Source organism: Candidatus Saccharimonadia bacterium (assembly GCA_035544015.1).
GTDB lineage: Bacteria > Patescibacteriota > Saccharimonadia > UBA4664 > UBA4664 > UBA5169.
In genome coordinates this window covers 26,349-46,889 of sequence record DATKIP010000093.1, presented here as the reverse complement: position 1 = coordinate 46,889, position 20,541 = coordinate 26,349, and the positions used below count along the sequence as shown (strand labels likewise).

General features: G+C 58.1%; 20 protein-coding genes and 2 tRNA genes. 6 read left to right on the top strand and 16 right to left on the bottom strand.

The annotated features are described in order from the left end of the window. Positions 1 to 16: 16 nt before the first annotated feature. Complete coding sequence (locus tag VMT30_06590) at positions 17 to 694, top strand: type 1 glutamine amidotransferase domain-containing protein (GenBank protein ID HVQ44603.1); 678 nt, start codon at positions 17 to 19, stop codon at positions 692 to 694. Between the two features lie 10 nt (positions 695 to 704). Here VMT30_06590 and VMT30_06585 read toward each other — a convergent pair whose 3' ends face one another. From VMT30_06585 to VMT30_06560, 6 genes are all read right to left on the bottom strand, one after another. Further along, the gene (locus VMT30_06585; GenBank protein ID HVQ44602.1) at positions 705 to 2,822 is read right to left on the bottom strand and encodes a galactose oxidase-like domain-containing protein; all 2,118 of its coding nucleotides are present in this window, start codon (positions 2,820 to 2,822) and stop codon (positions 705 to 707) included. Between the two features lie 88 nt (positions 2,823 to 2,910). Continuing rightward, positions 2,911 to 3,048, bottom strand: a complete 138-nt coding sequence (locus tag VMT30_06580; protein HVQ44601.1) for a hypothetical protein — start codon at positions 3,046 to 3,048, stop codon at positions 2,911 to 2,913. Between the two features lie 68 nt (positions 3,049 to 3,116). Then, the gene (locus VMT30_06575; GenBank protein ID HVQ44600.1) at positions 3,117 to 3,719 is read right to left on the bottom strand and encodes a dihydrofolate reductase family protein; all 603 of its coding nucleotides are present in this window, start codon (positions 3,717 to 3,719) and stop codon (positions 3,117 to 3,119) included. 67 nt (positions 3,720 to 3,786) lie between these two features. Beyond that, positions 3,787 to 4,443, bottom strand: coding sequence for an HD domain-containing protein (locus VMT30_06570; protein ID HVQ44599.1), 657 nt, complete (start codon positions 4,441 to 4,443; stop codon positions 3,787 to 3,789). A 115-nt stretch (positions 4,444 to 4,558) separates the two neighbouring features. Continuing rightward, positions 4,559 to 4,634, bottom strand: a tRNA-Gly gene (locus tag VMT30_06565). 7 nt (positions 4,635 to 4,641) lie between these two features. Further along, positions 4,642 to 4,717: transfer RNA gene (locus tag VMT30_06560), tRNA-Phe, on the bottom strand. A 119-nt stretch (positions 4,718 to 4,836) separates the two neighbouring features. Here VMT30_06560 and VMT30_06555 point away from each other — a divergent pair. Next, positions 4,837 to 5,790 (top strand): serine hydrolase, encoded by a 954-nt coding sequence (locus VMT30_06555; protein ID HVQ44598.1) that lies wholly within the window; start codon positions 4,837 to 4,839, stop codon positions 5,788 to 5,790. A 10-nt stretch (positions 5,791 to 5,800) separates the two neighbouring features. On the opposite strand, the gene VMT30_06550 is transcribed toward VMT30_06555, so the two are convergent. The 6 genes from VMT30_06550 to VMT30_06525 form a co-directional block, all read right to left on the bottom strand. Next, positions 5,801 to 10,642: a hypothetical protein gene (locus VMT30_06550; GenBank protein ID HVQ44597.1), complete on the bottom strand. Its 4,842-nt coding sequence runs from the start codon at positions 10,640 to 10,642 to the stop codon at positions 5,801 to 5,803. A 176-nt stretch (positions 10,643 to 10,818) separates the two neighbouring features. Next, a complete protein-coding gene (locus tag VMT30_06545; GenBank protein ID HVQ44596.1) occupies positions 10,819 to 11,235 on the bottom strand; it encodes a hypothetical protein in 417 nt (138 codons plus the stop codon). An 83-nt stretch (positions 11,236 to 11,318) separates the two neighbouring features. After that, entirely contained in the window at positions 11,319 to 11,597 is a 279-nt protein-coding gene (locus VMT30_06540) for a hypothetical protein (GenBank protein HVQ44595.1), read from the bottom strand. Continuing rightward, positions 11,594 to 12,478, bottom strand: a complete 885-nt coding sequence (locus VMT30_06535; GenBank protein HVQ44594.1) for a hypothetical protein — start codon at positions 12,476 to 12,478, stop codon at positions 11,594 to 11,596. Before VMT30_06535 ends, VMT30_06540 begins: the two co-directional genes overlap by 4 nt. Continuing rightward, on the bottom strand, positions 12,475 to 13,857 hold the full coding sequence (locus tag VMT30_06530; GenBank protein ID HVQ44593.1) for a LamG domain-containing protein: 1,383 nt from the start codon (positions 13,855 to 13,857) through the stop codon (positions 12,475 to 12,477). Before VMT30_06530 ends, VMT30_06535 begins: the two co-directional genes overlap by 4 nt. 33 nt (positions 13,858 to 13,890) lie before the next feature. Beyond that, positions 13,891 to 14,373: a hypothetical protein gene (locus tag VMT30_06525; protein ID HVQ44592.1), complete on the bottom strand. Its 483-nt coding sequence runs from the start codon at positions 14,371 to 14,373 to the stop codon at positions 13,891 to 13,893. A gap of 124 nt (positions 14,374 to 14,497) precedes the next feature. On the opposite strand from VMT30_06525, the gene VMT30_06520 reads away from it, so the two are divergent. After that, positions 14,498 to 15,391, top strand: coding sequence for an IS1595 family transposase (locus VMT30_06520; GenBank protein ID HVQ44591.1), 894 nt, complete (start codon positions 14,498 to 14,500; stop codon positions 15,389 to 15,391). Here VMT30_06520 and VMT30_06515 read toward each other — a convergent pair. Further along, positions 15,388 to 16,329, bottom strand: a complete 942-nt coding sequence (locus VMT30_06515) for a Bro-N domain-containing protein (GenBank protein HVQ44590.1) — start codon at positions 16,327 to 16,329, stop codon at positions 15,388 to 15,390. The genes VMT30_06520 and VMT30_06515 overlap by 4 nt on opposite strands. A gap of 34 nt (positions 16,330 to 16,363) precedes the next feature. Between VMT30_06515 and VMT30_06510 the strand changes: the two genes are divergently transcribed. The 3 genes from VMT30_06510 (at position 16,364) to VMT30_06500 (ending at position 17,784) form a co-directional block, all read left to right on the top strand. Continuing rightward, positions 16,364 to 16,486, top strand: coding sequence for a hypothetical protein (locus VMT30_06510; GenBank protein ID HVQ44589.1), 123 nt, complete (start codon positions 16,364 to 16,366; stop codon positions 16,484 to 16,486). 55 nt (positions 16,487 to 16,541) lie between these two features. Continuing rightward, positions 16,542 to 16,916 (top strand): hypothetical protein, encoded by a 375-nt coding sequence (locus VMT30_06505; GenBank protein HVQ44588.1) that lies wholly within the window; start codon positions 16,542 to 16,544, stop codon positions 16,914 to 16,916. Positions 16,917 to 17,646: 730 nt separating this feature from the next. Next, on the top strand, positions 17,647 to 17,784 hold the full coding sequence (locus VMT30_06500; GenBank protein ID HVQ44587.1) for a hypothetical protein: 138 nt from the start codon (positions 17,647 to 17,649) through the stop codon (positions 17,782 to 17,784). Between the two features lie 15 nt (positions 17,785 to 17,799). On the opposite strand, the gene VMT30_06495 is transcribed toward VMT30_06500, so the two are convergent. The 3 genes from VMT30_06495 to VMT30_06485 all read right to left on the bottom strand — a co-directional run bounded on the left by VMT30_06495 (position 17,800) and on the right by VMT30_06485 (position 20,445). Further along, entirely contained in the window at positions 17,800 to 18,249 is a 450-nt protein-coding gene (locus VMT30_06495; protein HVQ44586.1) for a hypothetical protein, read from the bottom strand. Positions 18,250 to 18,345: 96 nt separating this feature from the next. After that, positions 18,346 to 19,302: a hypothetical protein gene (locus tag VMT30_06490; protein ID HVQ44585.1), complete on the bottom strand. Its 957-nt coding sequence runs from the start codon at positions 19,300 to 19,302 to the stop codon at positions 18,346 to 18,348. A gap of 18 nt (positions 19,303 to 19,320) precedes the next feature. Further along, positions 19,321 to 20,445 carry a hypothetical protein gene (locus VMT30_06485; protein ID HVQ44584.1) on the bottom strand — a complete coding sequence of 375 codons (1,125 nt, stop codon included), beginning with the start codon at positions 20,443 to 20,445 and terminating at the stop codon, positions 19,321 to 19,323. Between the last annotated feature and the right edge of the window lie 96 nt (positions 20,446 to 20,541).

The following is a 20,541-nucleotide window of genomic DNA, read 5'->3' as shown; positions in this document are numbered from 1 at the left end:
TGAAAGCGGGATGATCATGAAAAAACTACTCTTTGTCGTTACGAGCCACACCGAGCTTGGTTCGACAGGCCGCAAAACTGGCTTTCACTTTAGCGAAATGGGCGAGCCCTACGCTTTTTTGAGAGGCAACGGGTATGCAATTGATTTTGTGAGCCCGCTCGGTGGGGCTGTTCGAGCCGATGGGTACGATGAGGCTGATCCGCTCCAAAAACAACTCATGGAAGACGACGAATTGCAGAGCAAGCTGGCTGACACCTTGCGGCCAGCGGATATTGACCCGGACACCTACGCGGCGATTTACTACGTGGGCGGTCATGGCACGATGTGGGACTTTGCGGATAATCTCGCGCTCCAGCACATAACGTCAAAAATGTTTGAGGACGGCAAAGGGGTGGCGGCTGTTTGTCACGGGCCCGCCGGACTGGTTAATGTAAAGTTGAGTGACGGCAGCTTTTTGGTGAAAGACAAAAACCTGGCGGCCTTCAGCGACGACGAAGAGCGCGCCATCAATCTCGATAAGGTAATGCCATTTTTGCTAGAAAGCGCGCTCGTGGCACGCGGAGCCAAATACACCAAGCACCCGCTATGGCAAGAAAATATTGAGGTCGACAAAAACCTGATAACCGGCCAAAATCCCGCTTCAGCATTGAGTGTGGGCAAGGCTCTGCACGAGTACCTCACCAAAACTCAATAGCGAGACGAGCCTACCAGGTCCACTTCTGGAGGGTGCTGCCGTTACACGTGGCGACCGATATGGCGGCATTATTGGCGGTCGAGGCGGTGGCAAGGCACAGCGTAGTTTTTGCGATAGGCCGTATCGTGCCGTCGGCGCCGAATTGCCAGGCTTGCGCGCTGGTGCCGTTGCAGGTGTATGTCCAAATCTTCTGACCGGAAACAAAGTTGGACCCCGGAATGTCGATGCAGTTGCCAAGTACGCGCAGCGTGTTGTCATTCGGCAGCCGGGTCAGTGCTTGCGCTTTCGTGTTGTTGCAGGCGTATGTCTGAGTGTAGGTGCGGATCGCAAGAGCCGAAGCGGGGATGTCGACACAGCGTCCGGCCCCGGTGTTCTTCACGGGACTCATCAATGGCGTTGGTCCCCCAGCAACTTGGAGGATCTTCGCAACTGATGGAACGCCGGCAGAATCGGTGATAAAGAGCAGGTAATACCCCGGAGGGGCTACTCCACTGTTTGGTGGACCGGTGACGGTTAAGGTTGTGCCCGAGACCTGGAACCTCAGTGGCACATACCGCTGTCCTTGATTTACGTCGTGAGTGACGTCACTTAGCCCGATGAGTCCAACCTTCTGGATGCTTGTAGCCCCGCTGAATGAGACGGAGAAGTTGGTGTTAACGCCGATAGCTGTTGGTGCCGTCTGGATCACCGGTCGTGGTGCGAGTTGGCCGCTTCCGTCTTTCTTGTACAGATACGGCGGCGTGAAGTATTCAATGTTCTTTTCGAGATAGCCGACGTCCATACACGGGCCGCAGATACCTCCCCCGCCCGTCATGACTCGGCCGTCGGGCAGCAGAGCCGCGGTCGAGTGGTATTGCCGAATGCGACTGGCGCTAGCGAGCACTTTCCAAGCACCCGTCGCGGGGTCCCAGCGTTCGGCCGATGTGATGGCGTGATTCAAGTCAACATTAGGCGCGCCACTGGTGAGGCCGCCAGTCGCCAATACCGAACCGTCGGCGAGCACGGTGGCGTTGAACTGCCGTCGTCCGGTCGACATAGAACCGGTAGCGGTAGTGGTCGGCACAAGTCCGGCATTGCTGTTTACGACAACGGCGGTCTTTGTGGGGACATTCGCGACCCCGCCCTCCGTCAGCTTGCCGCCGCCTACTACGAGTGATTTGCCGATGTCGTAGGTCGCGAAACTTCCGTAGTCGCGAAACTTGCCGTCGCGGGCGCCCGTGCCCGTGATGGCTCCGTTTCCGGAAGTAATGAGGGTATAGATGGCGTCGTAGGGCCCAAAGAGACCGAGCTGGGTGTCTGGCCGGGACATCATAAACGGATAGGCGCGGCCGCCGTAGGTCGCATTGGTAAAGCCTGTGAGGGCCCGTATCGCTCCGTTCGTTTGGTAAACCTCGGCGATTGCTGGTCCACCACCGACAATCACGTGTTCGCCGTTGGCCATTGTCGCCACCGACGGATACCAGCGTCCGCTTGCCATGTCGGCACCACGAGTCCAGGTCTCGGTTTGCCAATCGAAGATGTGGGTTTGCACGATGCCGGCTAGGGCCTGATTGGCGTTGCCACCGGCGACGAGCACATTGCCGTTCGGGAGATGGGCGAAACCGGCGCAGAAAATATTGTAGCCTTGAAGATCCACGCGCCTAAACGAGTTGTTGGTTGGGTCCCAGACCATCGCCCGCGTAAAACTCTGATCCGGATACGTCTCGGCGGCGTTGTCGCCGACTGAGTCCCACATCAAGACCTTGCCGTTGGGTAATACTGCCTCAAACACCGGCATAACTTCCGTTCCAAACACCGAACTCCATTGCCCGGATTGCCCGGGATCTGCGCTCACAGCCGCGGCGGAAAAGGTAGGCTCGCTGGCGCCCACCTTTGTGGACCTAGCCGCACCTGGCTCAACCCCCGTCTCGCGTATAACTTGCCCCTTGTTTTGCGCGGTTCTGAGCTCAATCTCGCTGATTGGCGTGCTTGCGAGGTCATTTGCGGCATGTTCAGCACCGTCGTCATCGTGTTCTGCCACGCTTTCGTGAGCCGCGAATATAGAGGTCCTGCCGTTGGGCAGGGCCAGTACGGTCAGCAGACCGAGGGCAAAAATGATGCGGAGCGTACGCATGGATGCGTTCTTCATAAACCCTATTTTAACAGGGTTGTTGATCGTAGACCATCACACTACAAACTTTAGACTCGCGTCTTAGACAAATGAACCGGTTTTTATGTCACCAGACCTTTTGTAGCCGGACAATCTCATTTACGAAAGCGCGGACTTCTTCACTGGGCATCGCCCAATCAAAATTGCCATTTTTATCGGCATAGCCGTCTAGCGACGTCGTCATCAGGTATATTAATTTTGCCATAATATTCGGTCTATGGGTCCGCCTTGGGACTTTGGCTTTATATACTCATATACGATTTATAGTCCCCCTCAAGCTCCGACAATACCTGTCTTAACTTCACCCGCGCGCCTGTAGCTCGCGAAAATTACGCCGTTGGGTGCCACGTGGCTGTCCATCAGCGTGAAGGCCGCGGCAATCGCGCCCTTATCAAACAAGTGCTTGCCCGTACCGAGCGTGATCGGGTATGTTATGAGATGCAGCTCATCGACCAAATCATGCTTGAATAGCGTCTGGGCCAGGTTGCCGCTCCCGTGGACTTTGATATCAGAGCCTTCGCCAGTCTTCAACTGCTTGAGATCATCGACGCTCTTCAGAAACACGGTGTTTTGCCAGTCTGACTTGGTCTTAGTAGTGCTCATAACGTATTTCGTAACGTCATTGATTCCGGGCCACATATCGGCGTGTTTGGGCCAGTAGGCAGCAAAGATATCATACGTCTTTCGGCCCAGCAGAATATCGGTCGACCGCATCCATTCCGCCATGAACTCGCCGGCCGCATCGTCGGCTTCGCGAAAATACGGTGCGGTCCAGCCGCCGTATTTGAAACCGCTGGCTGTGTCTTCGTCGGGTCCGCCCGGTGCCTGCATGATGCCATCTAAGGTGATAAATTCTTGGACAATTAATTTTCTCATGGCCCACCCTCCTATTGCTGCATTTCATCATAGCAAAATTGGATAATAGAGCCCAATGGACCAGAGTTCAGCCCTTGCCTTCCCATTCTTCGAGAAACTCCTTCAAGAATTGCTCCATAACTTCATGACGGTGCCTGGCCAGTTCTTTGCCGGTTTTGGTAAACATGCGATCTTTCAGGAGGAGGAGCTTTTCGTAAAAATGATTAATGGTTGGACTATTGCTGTTTTTGTAAGCCTCGAACGTGTTATGTTGTTCCGCAGCTTGGTTTGGATCATGCATGGGTCGACCTTTCGCACCGCCATACGCAAACGTCCGGCCGATGCCGATTGCGCCAATGGCATCAAGCTTGTCGGCATCATGGACAATTTTGCCTTCAATTGTATTAAGCTTCGTCTCAACATTTGCGCCTTTAAACGATACATTGCGGATAATGTCTTGAACGTGCTCGATGATATCATTGCTCACCTCCAAGCTCTCGAGCCACTTCCGCGCTGCTCGCGGGCCAGCTTCTTCGTCACCATCATGGAATTTCCAGTCGGCAATATCGTGCAGGAGGGCAGCCAGCTCAACAGTAACCATGTCCGCATCCGGCTCACTCGCGGCAATGTGCTTGGCAACCTTCCAAGTACGGTACATGTGCCAGTAATCATGGCCGGAACTTTCGGTGCTAAATTTGTCTTTCAAAAAGGCTTGGGTTTTGAGGATGATTTCTGCTTGGGTCATGCGTTTTATAGTAGCAGAATGAAGCCGCGAGAACGTGCCTCACTGCGAGAAGAAAGTTCATCCCCATAGGGTGATACACAAAGAAACACACCTTCGGCGGAAGGTGTGTTTCTTTTGGTGCGGGTACAGGGACTCAAACCCTGGACCTCCTCCTTGGCAAGGAGGCGCTCTATCAACTGAGCTACACCCGCATATATATGGTGGCGAGACTCGGACTCGAACCGAGGACACGAGGCTCTTCAGGCCACTGCTCTACCAACTGAGCTATCTCGCCACGACCGAGTTTCATTATGCTTGATCGGAAAAGGTACTGGCAAATAATACACGAGAGGGCGGGGTTTTTCAAGGCTACCATCTGGATTGAGGCTCTCGAATGGGCTATCATGGGATGACATGAAATACCGACGTTATGTGCTACTGGGGGTTGTGGGGCTGTCGATATTGGGCCTGGGGTATGCCTGGGCGGCGATGGTGGGGGTGAACAATGCTCAGACGGTGAGCGAATCGGCGCAGCATCCTCTGCTCGCGCGGCGGGTGTTTGCCGATAATCCCAACGACACCATCATCAATTTCACCTCGCTGCGGGCGGCGCTGCGCGAGCGATTTGGGACCGAGACGGAGCCGTTTAGTTTTTATTTTGAGTACTTGCCGACGGGCACGACGATCCGTATTAATGGTGAAAGCGAGCTGATCGCGGCGTCGCTCGTGAAGCTGCCGCTCGTGATGGATCTGTATCACGCGGTCGAGCTGGGCCGGATTCATCTGGGCGACACGGCGCAGCTAACCGCCGATGACCTTGATGCCTCGTTTGGCGATTTGTACAAAAAGGGTGCGGGCGGCTCGCTGACGCTGCAAGAGGCGGCCAACTTGGCCCTCACGCAATCCGACAATACGGCCGCGCGGCTGATTAACCGCCTGACGCGGGGCATGCTGGCGGCCAACGAGCAATCGCTCCCGGCGCTCGACATCGACCACGACACCACGAAGACCGGCGACGCGGTGATTAGCTCGCGGGGGTATTCTTCGATCCTGAAGTGCTTGTATTTGTCGTGCTACCTCAAACCCGATAGTTCGCAGGCGATTTTGGCGCTGATGTCAAAAACTGCGTTCACTGGCCGGATCACGAAATATACCCCCAAGGACGTGACGGTAGCCCACAAGATTGGGGTATTTAACCCGGCCAATGTGCATAGTGATTGTGGTATTTTTTATGTGCCGAAGCGGCCGTATTTGCTGTGCGTGATGATGCAAGGCGATGACGCAATGGTAAGCCAAAAAATGGCCGACACCTCGAAGCAGATTTACGACTGGGTAACGAGCTATAGCTCGGTATCGACTGCGCGCTAAGGAGCCTGGCCTACCAGTATTCGCAGGTACTGCCGGCTTTGGCGGTAATGGCCGAGCTCGACACCTCGGAGGCAAATCGCAGTGCTACGGTGCCGTTGGCGGACGGGCGGATGAACCCGCTGACCGTAGCGATGTTGTTGCCCGTGATGGCGGCCGAGGAGGCGCTGGAGGCGGCCGGGCTGTCGTAGGCGTTTACGGGGTCGTTGGTGGTGTAGGTGGTTGTAGTGAGTGAGTATTGGGATTTGTAAAACAGCGCGGTTGGGGTGGCCGGGCCGTTGATGGACCACCTCGACCCGGTGGTGGTGGCAGCGGCGGTGTACGAGATGGTGCAGCTGAAGGTGTAGAGGGTGCCGGAGGTGACGCTCCACGTGAGGCCGGTGACGTCGGCCATGGTGTTGGCGGTGGCGTTGTTGTTGATGACGTCGGCGGCGAGCCGCAGGACGGTGTGGGAGATGCAATCTTGCCAAACACTGTTTTGGAAACAGCGGAATTTGTTGTTGTTGGAGTTGTAGTATTCGCCGCCGCCCACGCCGGTGGGGTCGCCGGTGGTGTTTTTGGAGTCGAAGACGAGCAAGGTGCCGGTACCGTCGACCACGCCGACGGTGAGGCGGCTGGCGCTGGTGTCGAAGACGAGCAGGTTGGTGCCGGCGGCGGTTTGGATCTGGACGGCGGTGGCGGAGGAGCTGGCGCCCTTGAGCGTGAGCGTGCCGCCGGCCTGGAGCGTGGTGGCGCTGCTGGTGCTGCCGATGGAGCCGATGGTGACGCCTTGGACGGCATTGCCGCTGGTGTCGGCGACGTGGACCGCCGAGGCGGTGGCCGCGCTGCCCACGGTACCAATGTTGATAGCGCCGGTGGCGCCGCCGAGGATGTTGGTGACGGCCGTGGTGGTGGTGTTGCCGAGCGTGAGTGTTTTGGCATTGGCGCCGGTGCCGATGTTGATGGCGCCGGTGGTGCCGGAATCGATGGTGATGCCGCCGGCGCCGTTGGTGCCGAGCATAAGCGCGGTGCCGGCAGTGGTGCCGGCCTGGATGCTCACGGTAGTGCCGGCGGCGGCGTCACCGGAGCCGGCGGAACCGATGTTGATGTCTTGGGTGCCGGCGGTATTGACGCCGAGGTTGTAGGTGGTGGCGTTGGTGTTAGTGGCGCTAGGGCCGATGGTGATGGTTTTGGCCGACGTGGTGCCGGTGCCGATGTTGATGGCGCCGGTGGTGCCGGAATCGATGGTGAGCGCTGTGGCGGCAGCCGACTGGAGCGTGACGGCGCCGGCGCCGGTAATGTTGCCGACGCTGGTGAGCGCACCGGCGTTGATGACAAGGCCGTTGATGGAGTTGGTGCTGGTGGGGGCAACGATGGCCTGGGCGGTGTTGAATGCGCCGTTTAGATCGAAGAACGATTGAACGGTGGGGCTGACCGCCGAGTTGTAGACATCTAGGAGGTGCGCAGCGGTGCCAGTGGTGCCTTTGACGCTCAGGCCCACCACGCCGGTGGGCGCGGTGACGGTATTGGCGGCCGAAGAGGCCGGGGCTTGCACGAGGTAGCTGCCGGCGGTCTGGAAGGTGGTGCAGGTGCCGGCCGACGTGAGGATGCCGGTGGTGAAGGTGGCGCCGGTGATCGCCGCGCCGGCGCCGCAGGTGCTGCCGACCGCGGGGGTGCCGTTGGCCTGGAAACCGGAGGTAGCGTTGATAGTGGGGCTCGTGACGCTGGTGGTGAAGGTGGGGGCATTTGAGATGGTAATGGCGCCGCACGTGCCGCCGGTACCGAGCGTAATGGCGGTGCCGCCGCCCGAGAGGTTGCCCGAGCCGCTCGGGCACGTGAGCGCGGTGTCGCCGCGGACGGCCGAGGTACTCGAGCTGCCGTACACCACCGCGAGGCTAGTGCCGGCACCGAGCGCCACGCTGCCGCCGCCGCTCAGCCCGGTGCCGGCGGCGACGGTGAGGCTGGGGCTTGCGAGCGCGGCGTTGGCGATGGTGCCGGATTGGATTTGGGCTCCGTTGATTTGGCCGGAACCGTTGACGATGGACTGGCCGGCAACCGTGAACGTACCGGGAACGCTGACGCTGGTGCTGGCCGAGCCAATGGCAAGTGTAGTGGCGGCGGTGCCGATATTGAGCGTGGTGACGTTCGAGGTGAGCAGGTTGAACGAGGTGAGGCTGGAGTCGATGGAGTCCTCATTGTAATAGGTGGTGCCGTTGCCGGTAGCGACACCGGCGATGAAGTAGCCGCGGCCGTAGCGGCCTGCGAGGGTTTGGGCGGTGTCGGTGCCGCCGATTTCGGGCAGGTGGTATTCATTCACGACGGCGGCGTTGGCCCAGGTGAGCGCGGGGGTGATGGTGAGCGTGTTGGTGGCTTTGGCCGTGATTTTGGCATAGCACGGGTTGACGCCGGTGCCGCCGCAGTTGGCCGAGTTGACCTGCACGTAATTGCCGATGTCGAAGTTGGCGGCCGAAGTGAGGATGAGGGTGGTGGCGTTGGTGCCGGCGCCGTTGGCGGTGGAGGTGCCGTCGAGGGCGGTGAAGGCGGCGGTTTGGTCGCCGTCGGATTCGAGCTTGTAGGTGGGGGTGTTGATGAACGCGGTGTAGCCGGTGGCGGATTCGAAGTTGATGCCGTTGGTGAGCGCGCCGGCACCAAGCGAGTTGCCGGCGGCGAAGTCGAGGACGTTGAGGGTGTTGGTGCCGGACCCGGGGGTGGCGTTGCTGGGGGTGATTTTGGTGCCCTGGACGGTGACGCCCGCGCCGGCATTGGTGTTGGAGAAGCCAAGAACTTGGCCGGAGGTGCCGGCGGTGGCGGTGGCGTAGGTTTGGCTAAACGTGCCCGAGGCTTGGGTGTAGCCGGTGATGCCGCTAAGCGCGCCGGCGCTCACGGACAGGCCGTTGATGGTGCCGGTAGTGCTGGCGGTGACGGTGCCGCTGGTGGTGATGCCGGAGGTGGTGACGCCAAGATAGGTGGTGGCGCCAGCGTTGTCCTGGACCTCAAACAGGTTGCTGCCCAGCCCCCCGGACGAGTCGCGAACGGTGAGGCCGTTGCCAGAGAGGGTGATTTCGGGGTTGGTGGCGTTGTCGTAGGCGGACTGGAGCGTGGCGGGGTTGCCGGTGCCGGCGACCGTGACGTAGACGGAGATCTTCACGTAGCCGTCGCCGCCGTTGCCGCCGGCGCGCGAGGTGACCGCGGCGGTGCCCTGGATGCCGCCGCTCCCGCCGCCGCCCGAGGTGCCGGCGATGCCGTTTGCGGCAGCGGCGGCTCCGGCCTGGCTGGCGCCGCCGCCTTGGCCGCCACCGCAGCCGCTGACGATGGCCGTGGTGGCGGTGGCGGTGCTGGTGCAGCCGGGCGCGCCGGAGAGCTTCACGTCGCCGGCGCCCGAGCCGGCCGCTCCGCCCGCGCCGCCGGTGGCGGGCACGGCGGTGGTGACCCCAGTGCCGCCGGTGCCGCCGACCGCGTTGACCGCCGGCGTGGTGCAGGCGTCGCCGGAGTTGGTGCCGAGGCAGCTGGAGCTCCCGGTGGTGCCGGTGTTGGTGCCGCCTGAGGCGCCGCCCGCGCCGCCGCCGCCAACTTTGAAATAATAGTTGGCAGCCAGGCTGCCGCCGACGAATAGCTGCGACAAGCCGCCTTCGCCGCCACCACCGGCCGCCTTCACGGCGCTCGTGGTGCCCACTGAGCCACCACCACCGCCGCCGGCCTTGGATTCTATGAGTAGCCGGGAGGCATTCGAGGGCAGGGTGAGCACGTGCGTGCCATTATTGAAGCTCGGTGCGGAGTTGGCGGCGCCGGTGAACTGCACCGTGGTCTGGGTGTTGGTGGCGGTGGTAGCCTGCTGTGAGGTCCAGGCGGCGAGGAATTTGTCGCCGCCGCCGGCCGCGATGCAGCTGCCGCCAGTGACGACACCGCCGGCGACGGTGATGGCGTCGAGGATTTGGCCAGAGCTGCAGGTAACGCCGGTGCCGGCGGTGGCGCCCACAGTGATGACCCTGCCGGTGCCGATGGTGAGGCCGCCGGTGGCACTGATGCCTGCCACTCCCCCGCCCGAGTTGGTGACGGTGAGTGTGGTGGCGCCGGCGTCTTTGAGATCGATAGTGAGGCCGCCGGAGGAGGTGCGCTGCAAGGTGCCAGCGTTGGTGGTGATGGTGGCGCCGGAAGTAGCGGCGTTGAGCGTGGGGGTTTGGACGCTCGTGCCAAAGTACCCGGTACGGAAGGTGGAGCCGCTCGTCCCCAGATCGACGGTAGAGGTGGTGGCCTGAATGGTTTGCCCAACATTGAGAATACCACTGGCATCGAAGTAGGCTTGGATTACATTGCTTGAGTCTTTGACGTCGAGCGAGTGAGTGGCGGCGGCGGGTTTGATCGTGATGGCGACACCGGAGCTGGGGCTAAAAATATTGGCGCTGGTGAAGGTGTTACTGGCCGAGAGCTGGCCAAAAGCGGCCGAATCGAGGCCGTCGAGGGTGTCGGCGCTGAAGGCGTAGGGCGTGGAGGCGAGCGGCTGGCGCGGGGTCATGGCGCCTTCGGTGAAGCTCGCACAGCCGTTGGTGGAGCAGGTGGCGGTGGCGGGAGTGGGTAGCTCAACCTCCAGATACAGGGGGTAGGTGCCGCTGCTAAACAGCGTGGGGCCAAGCGCGGGATCGCCGAGCGTAGTGTCGCCAAATTGGATGTTGAAGAGGCCATTTGTGATCTGGATGCGGTGGTCGGAGGCGCCGCGCACTCGGTCGGCTTCCCAGGCGTTGGTACCGCCCGAAGCCAGGGTCCAGAGGCGAAATTTGACGTTGTATAGGCCGTCGCTCAAGATGTTGCCGGAATTGTCGGTGAGGCGGCCCTGGAAGTTCACCATGTAGGGAACGGTTTGGGCGGATTGTACCGGCATGGGCGCCAAAATTGCGGAGACGCCAAAAATAGTCGCTACGAGCTGAGCCGCTGTGCTCAGGAGAATGATTCTCCCTATGCGAAGCCGGCGGCGTAACTCCATCACAACCTTTGTTACATAAGCATTTTAACATCGTGCTTATGGTTTGGGCAAGACTGTGGCTTGCGGTAAGCCTTTTATGAATTGGTGGGGTGAGGGCGACGCCGGTGCGCCTCGATGTCACTGCGCAGGGCGTCGATGTGGGAGCGATCCAGCTCAGACTTGAGTTTTTCGTGTTCGGCGTTTTCTTCGAGGCGGCCGATGCGTGCGTTTTGGTCGGGGACATCGGCAACGTACTCGAGGATCGCATCGAGCTTTGTGTTGGTCTCCTCGTTTTGGACTAGTATGGCGCGGTAATTGTTTTGGATATCGTCAATGCTAACTTGCATACGGTCTTGGCGTAGCTCCATTTTGTCGAACCGGTTATCTATTTTGTCGAACCGACCGTCCGCGTCATCGATCCGGCCGTCTATTTTATTGAGGCGCTCCGTTACCGGCACGAGGGCCTCGGCAATGATCGTGCGAACGTCTTGGATGGTGGCGTACTCTGGCATGGGACTCTCCGTTACTGCTAGTTTATCGCGGGCATGCCATTGAATATATGGAACAAAAACCGTACAGTCAATGCTGGTGTTGGTTATGTGCGCTTACGGGCATAGGAGAGGGCGATTGGCAGCAAGCAGATCAGGAGATTGACGACGAGCGAGAGCCGATCGTCGCCTGTGACTGATGGTGAGCACGTGCGCCCACAATCTAGGTGACCGAGGCCAGTCAGCCACCATACGCCGAGCGCTACCATGACACAGGTGATGGCGAGACGTTTGTCTCTGGGGCGCAGGATGTGCTTTTGGCTACCATACGCCACCCACACCACCAAGGCCAGCGGCGGAATCACGATGAGGTCGGCTGTGATCACTTTAACGTAGATCTCCGGCTGGGCCCGATTTTGCGCGCTACTCCGAGCGTGAGGGCGGTGGCAATTACCAGCAATAGCCACTGGCACCACGCGGTGCACACCAATACCCAGCGCGTGGTGGTTTGATGCGTGTCGGTGTCGGTAATGGTGACGGGTAACAGGCCAAAAAATGAGCCTGGCCGCTCGATGGCGAACTCACGGGTGGCGCTGGGCAGGACGAGACCGGTGGCGAGCTTGGGGTGAGCCGCCCACGGCAGCACGCTCAGCGTGAGAGCCGGACGGTAGCCGACGGGGTGGGCCGTACGATCGGTGTTTTGATACTGCAGTGTGCCGGTGAGGCCGCGGCCGAGCTGCAGGAACGGCAGATCGAGTTTGGCGACAGCGCCGTGATGCGGCGTGGCCGGGCCGTTTACGAGCTCGAGCAAGGTGCCGATGCGGGCGCTTTCGGCTACGTACGAGCTATTGGGAGATTGCGACGGAGGGACGGTTTGGAAAAAGAGGGCGGCATACACACCGCCGGCAGGGAGCTTGGACGGGTCGACGTGAAACACCACACGCACGGCTTCTCGGGGCCCTAGCTCAAAGCTGCTCAGGCCGAGGCTGATGCCGCCGATGAGCTCCGGGTCGTCGAAAAATTCGAGGCGGCCGTCGGTGCCGGTTTGGCGAAAACCGCGCACGCTCGTGCGGATGGCGAGGGATCCGTCGCCGGGGTTGGAAACGTCAACGTAACCGTTTTTGATATGGCCCGGGGTGAGCGTGTCGATGTACTCGAGCGGGCTGGCTTGCAAACCGGGGGCGTCAGCGCGGGCCGGCGCGGGCATTGCGAGCCCTACGGTCGCCAGGGTGAGGCTGACCAGCAGCAGGCGCAATGGGGCATTCATGGCCGAACGGTCGCCGTGTAAACAATGGTAGCCGAGTAGGTGCCCTGCTTTTGGCTGCTGGTGGTGTCGGCGCGGTATTGGATAGTGGTGAGCTCGGGGACACCGGCGGTGAGGCCGGTGCGCGAGTGGTAAACGGTGGCGGTGCTGGGCAGGCCGGCATAGGCGTAACCCGGACTGGTCCCCCATTTGCCTTCCAGGGAGGTGCCGGCGGTGAGCGTGAAGCCAATGCCCTTCGTGGTGCCTTCGGTCCAGGCGGCCGGTGAGGCAATGGTGCCGGAGACATTGGGGATAGTAGTGACGGTGTCGGTGTGGGTGAGTGGGGTGAGCGCCTGCATGTAAAGGTCGTAGCCGGCGGCGTCGGTGCGCACTACCGCGTCGGCTGAGTAGGTTTGGGACTGGCCAGGGGTGATGTTGGGCAGCGTGAAGGCGCCTTTGAGGGCGTTGGCGCCGGCAGTGTAGTCGTTTTTGATCTCGGCGTCGCTCAGGGCGCGGGTGTAGACGCGGGCTTCATCGATGGTGCCGGCCAGGAAATTGCTCGTGGGCGCCGAGGGCCAGCCGGCGAGGCTATCGAAGCCGAGGCGCCAGTAGCCACTGAAGTTGGCCACCGTGGTGGTGCTGGCGTCGGTGCCCTGGCGCAGGCCATCCACGTAGAGCAGCAACCCGGTGGCGCCGAGCGTGGCAGCCACGTGGTGCCACGAGCCGTCGGTGTAGGTAGAGGCGGTGGCGACGGTTTTGAAGGCACTCGGCTTGGTGCCAAACACGATGTGGCCAGCATTATCGAGGTACAGCACGCGGTCTACGGTGGCGCTGGAGCCGGTTTGGGCGCTGCCCAGGCCCATGAGCTCGCCGCCGTTGGAGCTCGTGGATTTGAACCACACTTCGAGCGTGAAGGTCGTAGGATTGGCGACCGAGGTGGCGGTAGAAACATATTGACTGGAGCCATTGAGCGTGACGCCTTGGCCCACGATGCCGGTCGTCCAGCTCGGCGCGGCTACGAGGGTGCCGTCGTCGGCAGTGGTGCCGACGTCGTAGGCGACGGTGCCGGTGCCGGTGTCGAGCGGCCAGTAGGCATAGGTGGAGCCGGGCAGCACCGAGAGCGAAAGCGAGTGCGCCAGCTGGCTGACATAACCCTGGGTGAGTTTGTAGCTCTGGCTAGCGCCCGAGCCCACTGCTCCCTCACCGCCGGCATCGGTGAGCTGGTATGAGGCCGAGCCGGTGGCGCCGCCGAAGGTGTCGGCCACATTCGGATCGAGCCGAAAGTGCGTGCTTTGTAACAGGTCGGCCGAGGCGGCGGCCGGCAGGAGTTGCATGGCGACGGCGGGAGCCAGCAGCAGGGCGGCCGCTGCAATCGAGCCAAGGTGTCGTTTAGGCTTTAGCATTAGCAAAATTATACCAGGCGGCGGCTCGGGGGACTACGCGAGGCGGGCGCGCAGCTCGACAATTTCCTTGGAATGTTGCCCGACAATACGCTTAATACTCTTCATGTCGGCCTTGAGCTCGTCAACGTCGCGGGCGATGGACTCGACTTTGGTTTCGAGATGATCGAAGCGCTCGTCGATACGATTGAAATCTTCTTTGATGGCATTGGCGAAGGGCTCGAAGACTCCCATAAATGCCGGCTCAAAAGCCTGATCGAAGGCTCCGTCGAAGGCCGGCTTGAAGGCCGCATTGAATGCCGGTTCAAAAGCCGCATCAAACGCGGGCTTGAAGGCCGCACTAAAAGCCGTGTCAAAAGCTGGCTGGAAGGACCGCGCGAAAGCCGCGTCAAACGCCGGCCCGAAGGAACGCGTAAAGGCTTCATCAAACGCTGGGCCAAATTTGCGGTCGAACGAGGCGTCGGACTCCTCGCGGACAACTTGCCTAATATCTTCGAGGGTAAATTCTGTGGTGGCCATCGGCGCTCCTTGATGTCTACTATATACTGGCTGGCGATGCCAATATACCGAACATTTTGCGAACATGCAAGGGCGGGGCGCTTATATACTTGACGCAACCAATGTCCTGCACTAAGCTTGATGTATGGAAACCCTCAATCTCATCGCCTTTTACAACCGCTTCCCCAACGAAGATGCCTGCCACGCCTATCTAGCTGAATCTCGTTGGCATGGTGAGCCTATTTGCCCCCACTGCGGCTGCTTAGATGTTTACACCCTCAAGTCTCGCCGGATATTCAAATGCACGGCTTGTATGAAACAATTCTCGGCTCGTATTGGCACAATCTTTGAAGAGTCTCGTCTTCCCCTCCAGAAGTGGTTCTTGGCTATATATTTGCTTACATCCCACAAGAAAGGCGTTAGCTCTATCCAGATGAGCAAACATCTTGGCATTACCCAGAAAAGTGCCTGGTTCCTGCTCCAGCGTATCCGCCATGCGGTTTTAGATGGAAGTGACAGACTTCTAAATGGAATTGTAGAAGTAGATGAAACCTATATTGGCGGCCATCAAAAGGGCGTTGGCATGAACGCCAGTAACAAGTCTACGAACAAGACACCCGTGATGGGACTTGTGGAGCGCAAAGGCCACATCAAGACTCATATTGTGACCAAGGGGTCAGCTCCCTATCTTCTGCCTCACATCATCAAAGACATTGACCCAAGGGCTACGGTTATGACTGACCAGCTCAAGGCGTATCACGCTCTCACTGCTATGGGCTATCCGCATTACTCGGTAAATCACACCAAAGAATACGTGGTCGGAACGGTGCACACGAACACAATTGAGGGGTACTGGAGCCATCTTAAGTCTGGTATCGACGCCATCTATATTGGAGTAAGCCGGAAGCATATGGCGAAGTACGCGGGGGAGTTTGGTTATCGGTACAATACCCGCGAGATGAAGGATGGTGAGCGATTCGAGAACTGGTTCGGATATGCGAGCGGGAAACGGCTGACGTATAAGGGACTTATTGGCTAGCTGACTGTACCAATCTCGCCTGCTTCAAGCGGGTCAGTCCCCGGAAGGCGTAATATCCGGCTAAGAGTATCATTAATTGTAGCCTCAATTTGGGCATTATTTTGTCTTTGACGTTCAGTAAGATAGCTTTGATCAGATACAACCGTTTGCCCTGTTGCTTCCTCAAGTTGCATTCTTGCGTTTCCAGCAATTTTACCACCAGCTTTTGCCGCCGTAAGATTTTGCCATTTCCCCTGAGCATTATTAGCACGGGTTATCTCGGTGGCGGATTGCTCACCCAATGTAGTAAGGGTTAGCTCAATTGGCGTCATATTATCGCGGAGACTCTGGCTTTTTAGTCCTTTGAGCTCTTTGTGCTTGGCCGTGCTCAATCCGAAAGTCTCAATGGAAATTGCATCTGTTAAGATTGCGTAATCCATATCCTGTACGCCGCGCTCAAACCATTCTTTAGTCAGGATTTCTCGACTGACCTTATTTTTAATTCTAGTATCGATCCACCCATCGGGATAACCCTTTGCCCGATAAAGAGCAATGGCACGTTGGACTGCCAGCTCGGGATTGTCGATTTCCTGTAACCGTTCAAATGCAGACTTTGCCAGCCATTTTTTGAATGGCTCTGCCTTTGGAGAGGGCACGGACTGCATTATACGGAAAAGCCCCTCAATATTGGCACAATTGATGTTTTGTGGCCCTTTAGAGGTTTCAATGCGAAGGGGGGTGGCAATTTGCCCCCACCCTTCTGCTAGACCCTTATCTCGACGCCGCATGTCCTTTACATAACCAGTTGGATCAATCGATCCAGTGAGACTAGCAATAACATCTACGACAACGAACCACCACTCGCCTTCATGTAAAACTTTACGGATTTCTTTGCCTTTGAAAAGGTCGATTTTGCTTTCGCCCTCACTGGGCAAAGGCAACTCTTCATTGTCAGGCATATCTGGTCCCTTTTAGGCAGTTATTATATCAGGTATGATTACCTTGTTGACGCTCTACATCGGAATTAGCCACACCGTGGCATTTTTTGGACTCATACAGGCGGCTGTTAGCGAAAGCGGGTCCAAATCCGTTGTGGAGCGTCAACACCTCTACTAACTAGCAGTCGCCTCTTTATTTTATTGAGGCGGTTTCCGATCTAAAGGAGATCCCCATGACCCCAACCCCAACTCTCGATCCAGCAACTGCACAAGCAGCCACAGAAGTCGGTGCAGCCGCCGGAACAGCCCTGGCTGGACTGCTCGGTATTCTTATTATCATAGGTGTATTCTTCGCCATCATTTGTGGTGTCATGGCGGGTCAGCGAGGTCGTAGTACTGCTGGAGGTATATTGTCGGGATTCATTTTTGGATTTTTGGCCATACTCTACTACGCGTCTGCTGGTGACACCATTGAGCTGAAAGTGCGCAAAGAAGAAGCTGCTAGGGAGAAGATACGCAGTGAGAAAGCTGGGAGAGAAGCGGTGGAGGCTGCACGCATTGAAGCTAGTGAGCCTCTTGCAGTTCCGCAACCACCGCGAAGGAGCTAATCGCAAAATAACGGTTCTTGCGCACCTCAAAACAACCCGCTATGATAAGGGCGTGATCTCGGTAGCGTACAATTAATTTCCGTACTCAATACGGCAATTAATTTGTAAGTAAAGGCCCCTTACGGGGCCTTTACTATACCCCGACTAGGTTGTCTTTATCGGGGGAAGCTCGGGCCGTCTAGGCGGCCAATCGAGTATTCCCATTTCTGGTTCCTCCGTTTAAGTGGTAGGAACGCACCGGAAATATGTAGCAACAAAATGCTGTCGTGGAGACATGGTCTCCCGAGCTACTAACATTCGGTTGCCGCAATTGTGATCTCGGAGCGAACCTTACCTACAGGCATATCAGAGCTTGAGCGGGTTGTCCAGAACTCGGTATTTATTCTCTGGGGCTTTACTGAGCCTCAATAACCAGCCATAATTACTTCGTTGAGCCGTATAACAAGTTTTCCCACAAGTCTTGTGGGTTTTTGCGCTAACTAAGGCGGTCATCACCGATGGCGGGCGCAAAAACTCGTTGTGCGGCTCAACACTTGCACTAAGTGGTGGCCGCCTTTTTATTTGGGGACCACAAAGGAAGTTATGAAAGCTGCATTAAAGCTCATTCTGGGTATCATCCTACTTCCCATCATCTTGCCTATAGTTTTCGTGGTGGTAGAGCGTGAACATAGTCGCAAGAGAAGACGGGAACGAGAATCGATCAGAAACACAACGAGGTATAATAAACATCATGAAGCCAGAGAAACAGCCGAAGCCCCAGCCCGAGAAGCAGACTCGCCAGCAGCCGTTCAGCCTGCCGATGTCATTTGATAAGGCAATGGAGAAGATCGTAAAGACGGAGCCGGAGCGGAAGCCGAAAAAAAAGTAGTACACGAGCTCTAAGCTAGAGATGTCTAATTAGATATTGAACTAGACTCAATAATGACTTCGCTGTCCAAATAGCTAAAGTGGTAGCGATAGTGACTACGACCCCACCTACTAAGCCTATGATTAGAGATGCCAATTTGCCATATTTATCTAACATAGGATTCAGCAAGCCCCACGGTATGATAAAAAAGTCTAAAAAGTCCGTGCCTCGCGGGATACCCACCCTCACTAAATCATAAGAATTGACTTCGATATAACCCTCGTTCTCGGCTTGCTCAAATAAATCAGCGATTTTTTCATAGGATAGGCGCTTATGCTTCCTGCTGTACCCCTTGAGTATGTCATTCTTTTTAGGTCGTCGCCGTATGTTGTTATTCCTCAGCTCATCTGGGAATTTTTTATCTATGCGATGGGATTCATTATCAATATAGCGGGTCAGCCTATAGAGCCTATAAAGCGATTTCATATGCTCAATTATACGTCTATAGCGTAAAAATAACTTTTTAACTCGCGCCATCACATCGCCCTTGGTGCGTTAAGTATATAAGCGCCAAGGGCGGTGCTATTCGCGGCCGGCTAGGATACGGAAGGCGCGGGCGAAGCGCGGGCGGCCGCGCCAGAAGATCACGATGACTGCGAGCAATCCGACCACGATGAGAGCGACAAGCTTCCATGGAACCACCGTGAAGCTGGCGGAGGCGGTAAGCGTCTGGCCGTTGCCGTATTTGGCGTCGAGCGTGGCGGTATAGCGGCCAAACAGGAATGGGTGTTGACCTCCGGTAGGCCAGTCATTGTGCAGCCGGCGGATGGCACCCGGGATCACAAAGTGTTCGTCGAGGGGAATGGTGGCGACTTTGAATCCAAGCATATTTTTGATGGTGATGGTGCCAGTGGCTTTTTCATGAACCGTACCGGTATTTTTTATGCGAGTGAGGAATTTGACCGGCCCGTAGTCGTAAAAGCTCTTTTCGGCGCCAAATGAGGCTACCTCGAGCTGTTCGTTGGCCTGGCCGTCGATGCGCATAAACACGATGCCGGCGATCGTCTGCTGCACCGCGGCGCCGGATTCGCCGCTGGCGAGCTTGGGCGGAATGGTGCTAAACACGATAGAGCCGTAGCGGCCACCCGGCTCGGCATCGGTGGGGATGGCGATAGTGTAATGGAGCTCTTTGGTGCCCAGCGCGGGGATATCGAGCTGCGCGGCGTTGAGCGAAAACCACGGCGCTAGCGAGTAGAGCGGGTCGGCGGCGTCAACGAGTTCGATCTCGCCCTCTTCGCCTTTAGCGACAAAATTTTCTTTGCCAGTGCGCACCGAGAGCGGCGCGCCGGTGAGGTTGGTGACTTTGATGGTGCCGCTCTGGATGCCGCCCTTGTTGCCGGTGTAATTGGCAGTGGGCGGTGAGATTTGGTAGCTCTGCGACGTGGCGGCATGGGCCGGTGCCGACACGGCGAAGGCTGCTCCTGCGGCGCCGGCGGTGAGAGTAAGGAGGGTTCGGCGGAGTAAGGAAACAGCCTTCATAGAGCCTTAGCTTACGATCTAATAGATCGGAGTGCAAGTGTAGATGACGGTGGTGGTGTAGGTTCCTGGGAAGGTCGTGAGACTCACGCCCGCCTGGTGCCCGATGCGGTAGGTGGTGCTCGTGATGCCGGCGGCTTCGTAGGCGAGCTCAGCGTTGGTGCTTGTCATGGCGGCCCACTTTTGGCCGCCGTTGGTGAAGCGGTTGGCCGAGCCGGTGCCCAGCGTGGAGTCGTTGGTGGTGTAGCCGTAGGCCTCGGTGCCGGCGGCGCTAAAGGTGGTCGGGGTGGTGTTGGAGCCGGTGAAGTCGGCGATGGTCTGGCTCAGGGCATTAGTGGGCTTGGCGGTGTAGCGGCCGTAAATGGTATACCCATTGGTGGCGTTGGTGGCGGCGGTGAGGTCTTGGCAGACGATGCCGTTGGCGCCGGAGGTGATGGTGCCGAAGGGAATGGTGGTGGCGGTGGAGGCCTGCGTCGTAGTGGTGCCGTCGCAGCCCTGGCTGCCGGCTACGGCGTTGACGGTGAAGCTCAGGGTGTTGTCGACGGTGAGCGAGAGCGTGGAACCGTTGGTGTTGATGAACTGAACTGAGCCGTTATCCACCGGGCTGGTGGCGCAGTCGATGTTGTTGAAGGTGCTCACCCGCAGATAGTAGGCGGTGTCGGCGACGGACGAGTTGGTGATGCCGTCGTACGAAATGGTGCGAGCGCTGGCCGAGGCGGGGGTTTCACCGGTGGCGTTGGTGAGCAGGAGCGTACCATTGGTGACTTTGCTCAAGCTCCACGAAGCTGGAGTTGGTACGTAGTTGGTACCGGCATTGTTGAGAGCCACGGCGCCAACGCTGGAATCGAAGTTGGTAGGCACAGTGGAACCGGTCGCGGTGGTGGCAAATACCAGCTTGATGCATTTAATGAGCGAGGTGGTGACTGTGGAACCGGTAAACGTGTAGTTGACCGCGGTGGTGCTGGGGCGTGGATCGCTCAAGGCGACTTTGGCGCTCGACAGCGTCGCGGCGTTGGCGACGCCAGCGTTGAGGCTCAGCCCCATGAGGGCAATCAGGACAGCTGCAAATTTTGACAGCTTAGCTTTGATATTTCGCGGTCCGCGTACTCCCAACGCGGCCGCCGCTCGGATGATGCGGCTTTTCACTCTTGTTTTTCTCCACAGCTTTTTAATGAGTTCTTAATGTCGAGCGTAGCAGTTTGCACAACGGGTGTCAAACTTCTTATGTTTGCCAAGCGATTC

Excerpts from the sequence above, each read along its gene's own strand:
- VMT30_06500 (HVQ44587.1), top strand. The coding sequence starts at position 17,647 with ATGAAGCCAGAGAAACAGCCGAAGCCCCAGCCCGAGAAGCAGACTCGC.
- VMT30_06590 (HVQ44603.1), top strand. The coding sequence starts at position 17 with ATGAAAAAACTACTCTTTGTCGTTACGAGCCACACCGAGCTTGGTTCG.
- VMT30_06555 (HVQ44598.1), top strand. The coding sequence starts at position 4,837 with ATGAAATACCGACGTTATGTGCTACTGGGGGTTGTGGGGCTGTCGATA.
- VMT30_06510 (HVQ44589.1), top strand. The coding sequence starts at position 16,364 with ATGATTACCTTGTTGACGCTCTACATCGGAATTAGCCACACCGTGGCA.
- VMT30_06520 (HVQ44591.1), top strand. The coding sequence starts at position 14,498 with ATGGAAACCCTCAATCTCATCGCCTTTTACAACCGCTTCCCCAACGAA.
- VMT30_06580 (HVQ44601.1), bottom strand. The coding sequence starts at position 3,048 with ATGGCAAAATTAATATACCTGATGACGACGTCGCTAGACGGCTATGCC.
- VMT30_06495 (HVQ44586.1), bottom strand. The coding sequence starts at position 18,249 with ATGAAATCGCTTTATAGGCTCTATAGGCTGACCCGCTATATTGATAAT.
- VMT30_06570 (HVQ44599.1), bottom strand. The coding sequence starts at position 4,443 with ATGACCCAAGCAGAAATCATCCTCAAAACCCAAGCCTTTTTGAAAGAC.
- VMT30_06550 (HVQ44597.1), bottom strand. The coding sequence starts at position 10,642 with ATGCCGGTACAATCCGCCCAAACCGTTCCCTACATGGTGAACTTCCAG.
- VMT30_06585 (HVQ44602.1), bottom strand. The coding sequence starts at position 2,822 with ATGAAGAACGCATCCATGCGTACGCTCCGCATCATTTTTGCCCTCGGT.
- VMT30_06530 (HVQ44593.1), bottom strand. The coding sequence starts at position 13,857 with ATGCTAAAGCCTAAACGACACCTTGGCTCGATTGCAGCGGCCGCCCTG.
- VMT30_06515 (HVQ44590.1), bottom strand. The coding sequence starts at position 16,329 with ATGCCTGACAATGAAGAGTTGCCTTTGCCCAGTGAGGGCGAAAGCAAA.
- VMT30_06505 (HVQ44588.1), top strand. The coding sequence starts at position 16,542 with ATGACCCCAACCCCAACTCTCGATCCAGCAACTGCACAAGCAGCCACA.
- VMT30_06575 (HVQ44600.1), bottom strand. The coding sequence starts at position 3,719 with ATGAGAAAATTAATTGTCCAAGAATTTATCACCTTAGATGGCATCATG.
- VMT30_06545 (HVQ44596.1), bottom strand. The coding sequence starts at position 11,235 with ATGCCAGAGTACGCCACCATCCAAGACGTTCGCACGATCATTGCCGAG.
- VMT30_06535 (HVQ44594.1), bottom strand. The coding sequence starts at position 12,478 with ATGAATGCCCCATTGCGCCTGCTGCTGGTCAGCCTCACCCTGGCGACC.
- VMT30_06490 (HVQ44585.1), bottom strand. The coding sequence starts at position 19,302 with ATGAAGGCTGTTTCCTTACTCCGCCGAACCCTCCTTACTCTCACCGCC.
- VMT30_06525 (HVQ44592.1), bottom strand. The coding sequence starts at position 14,373 with ATGGCCACCACAGAATTTACCCTCGAAGATATTAGGCAAGTTGTCCGC.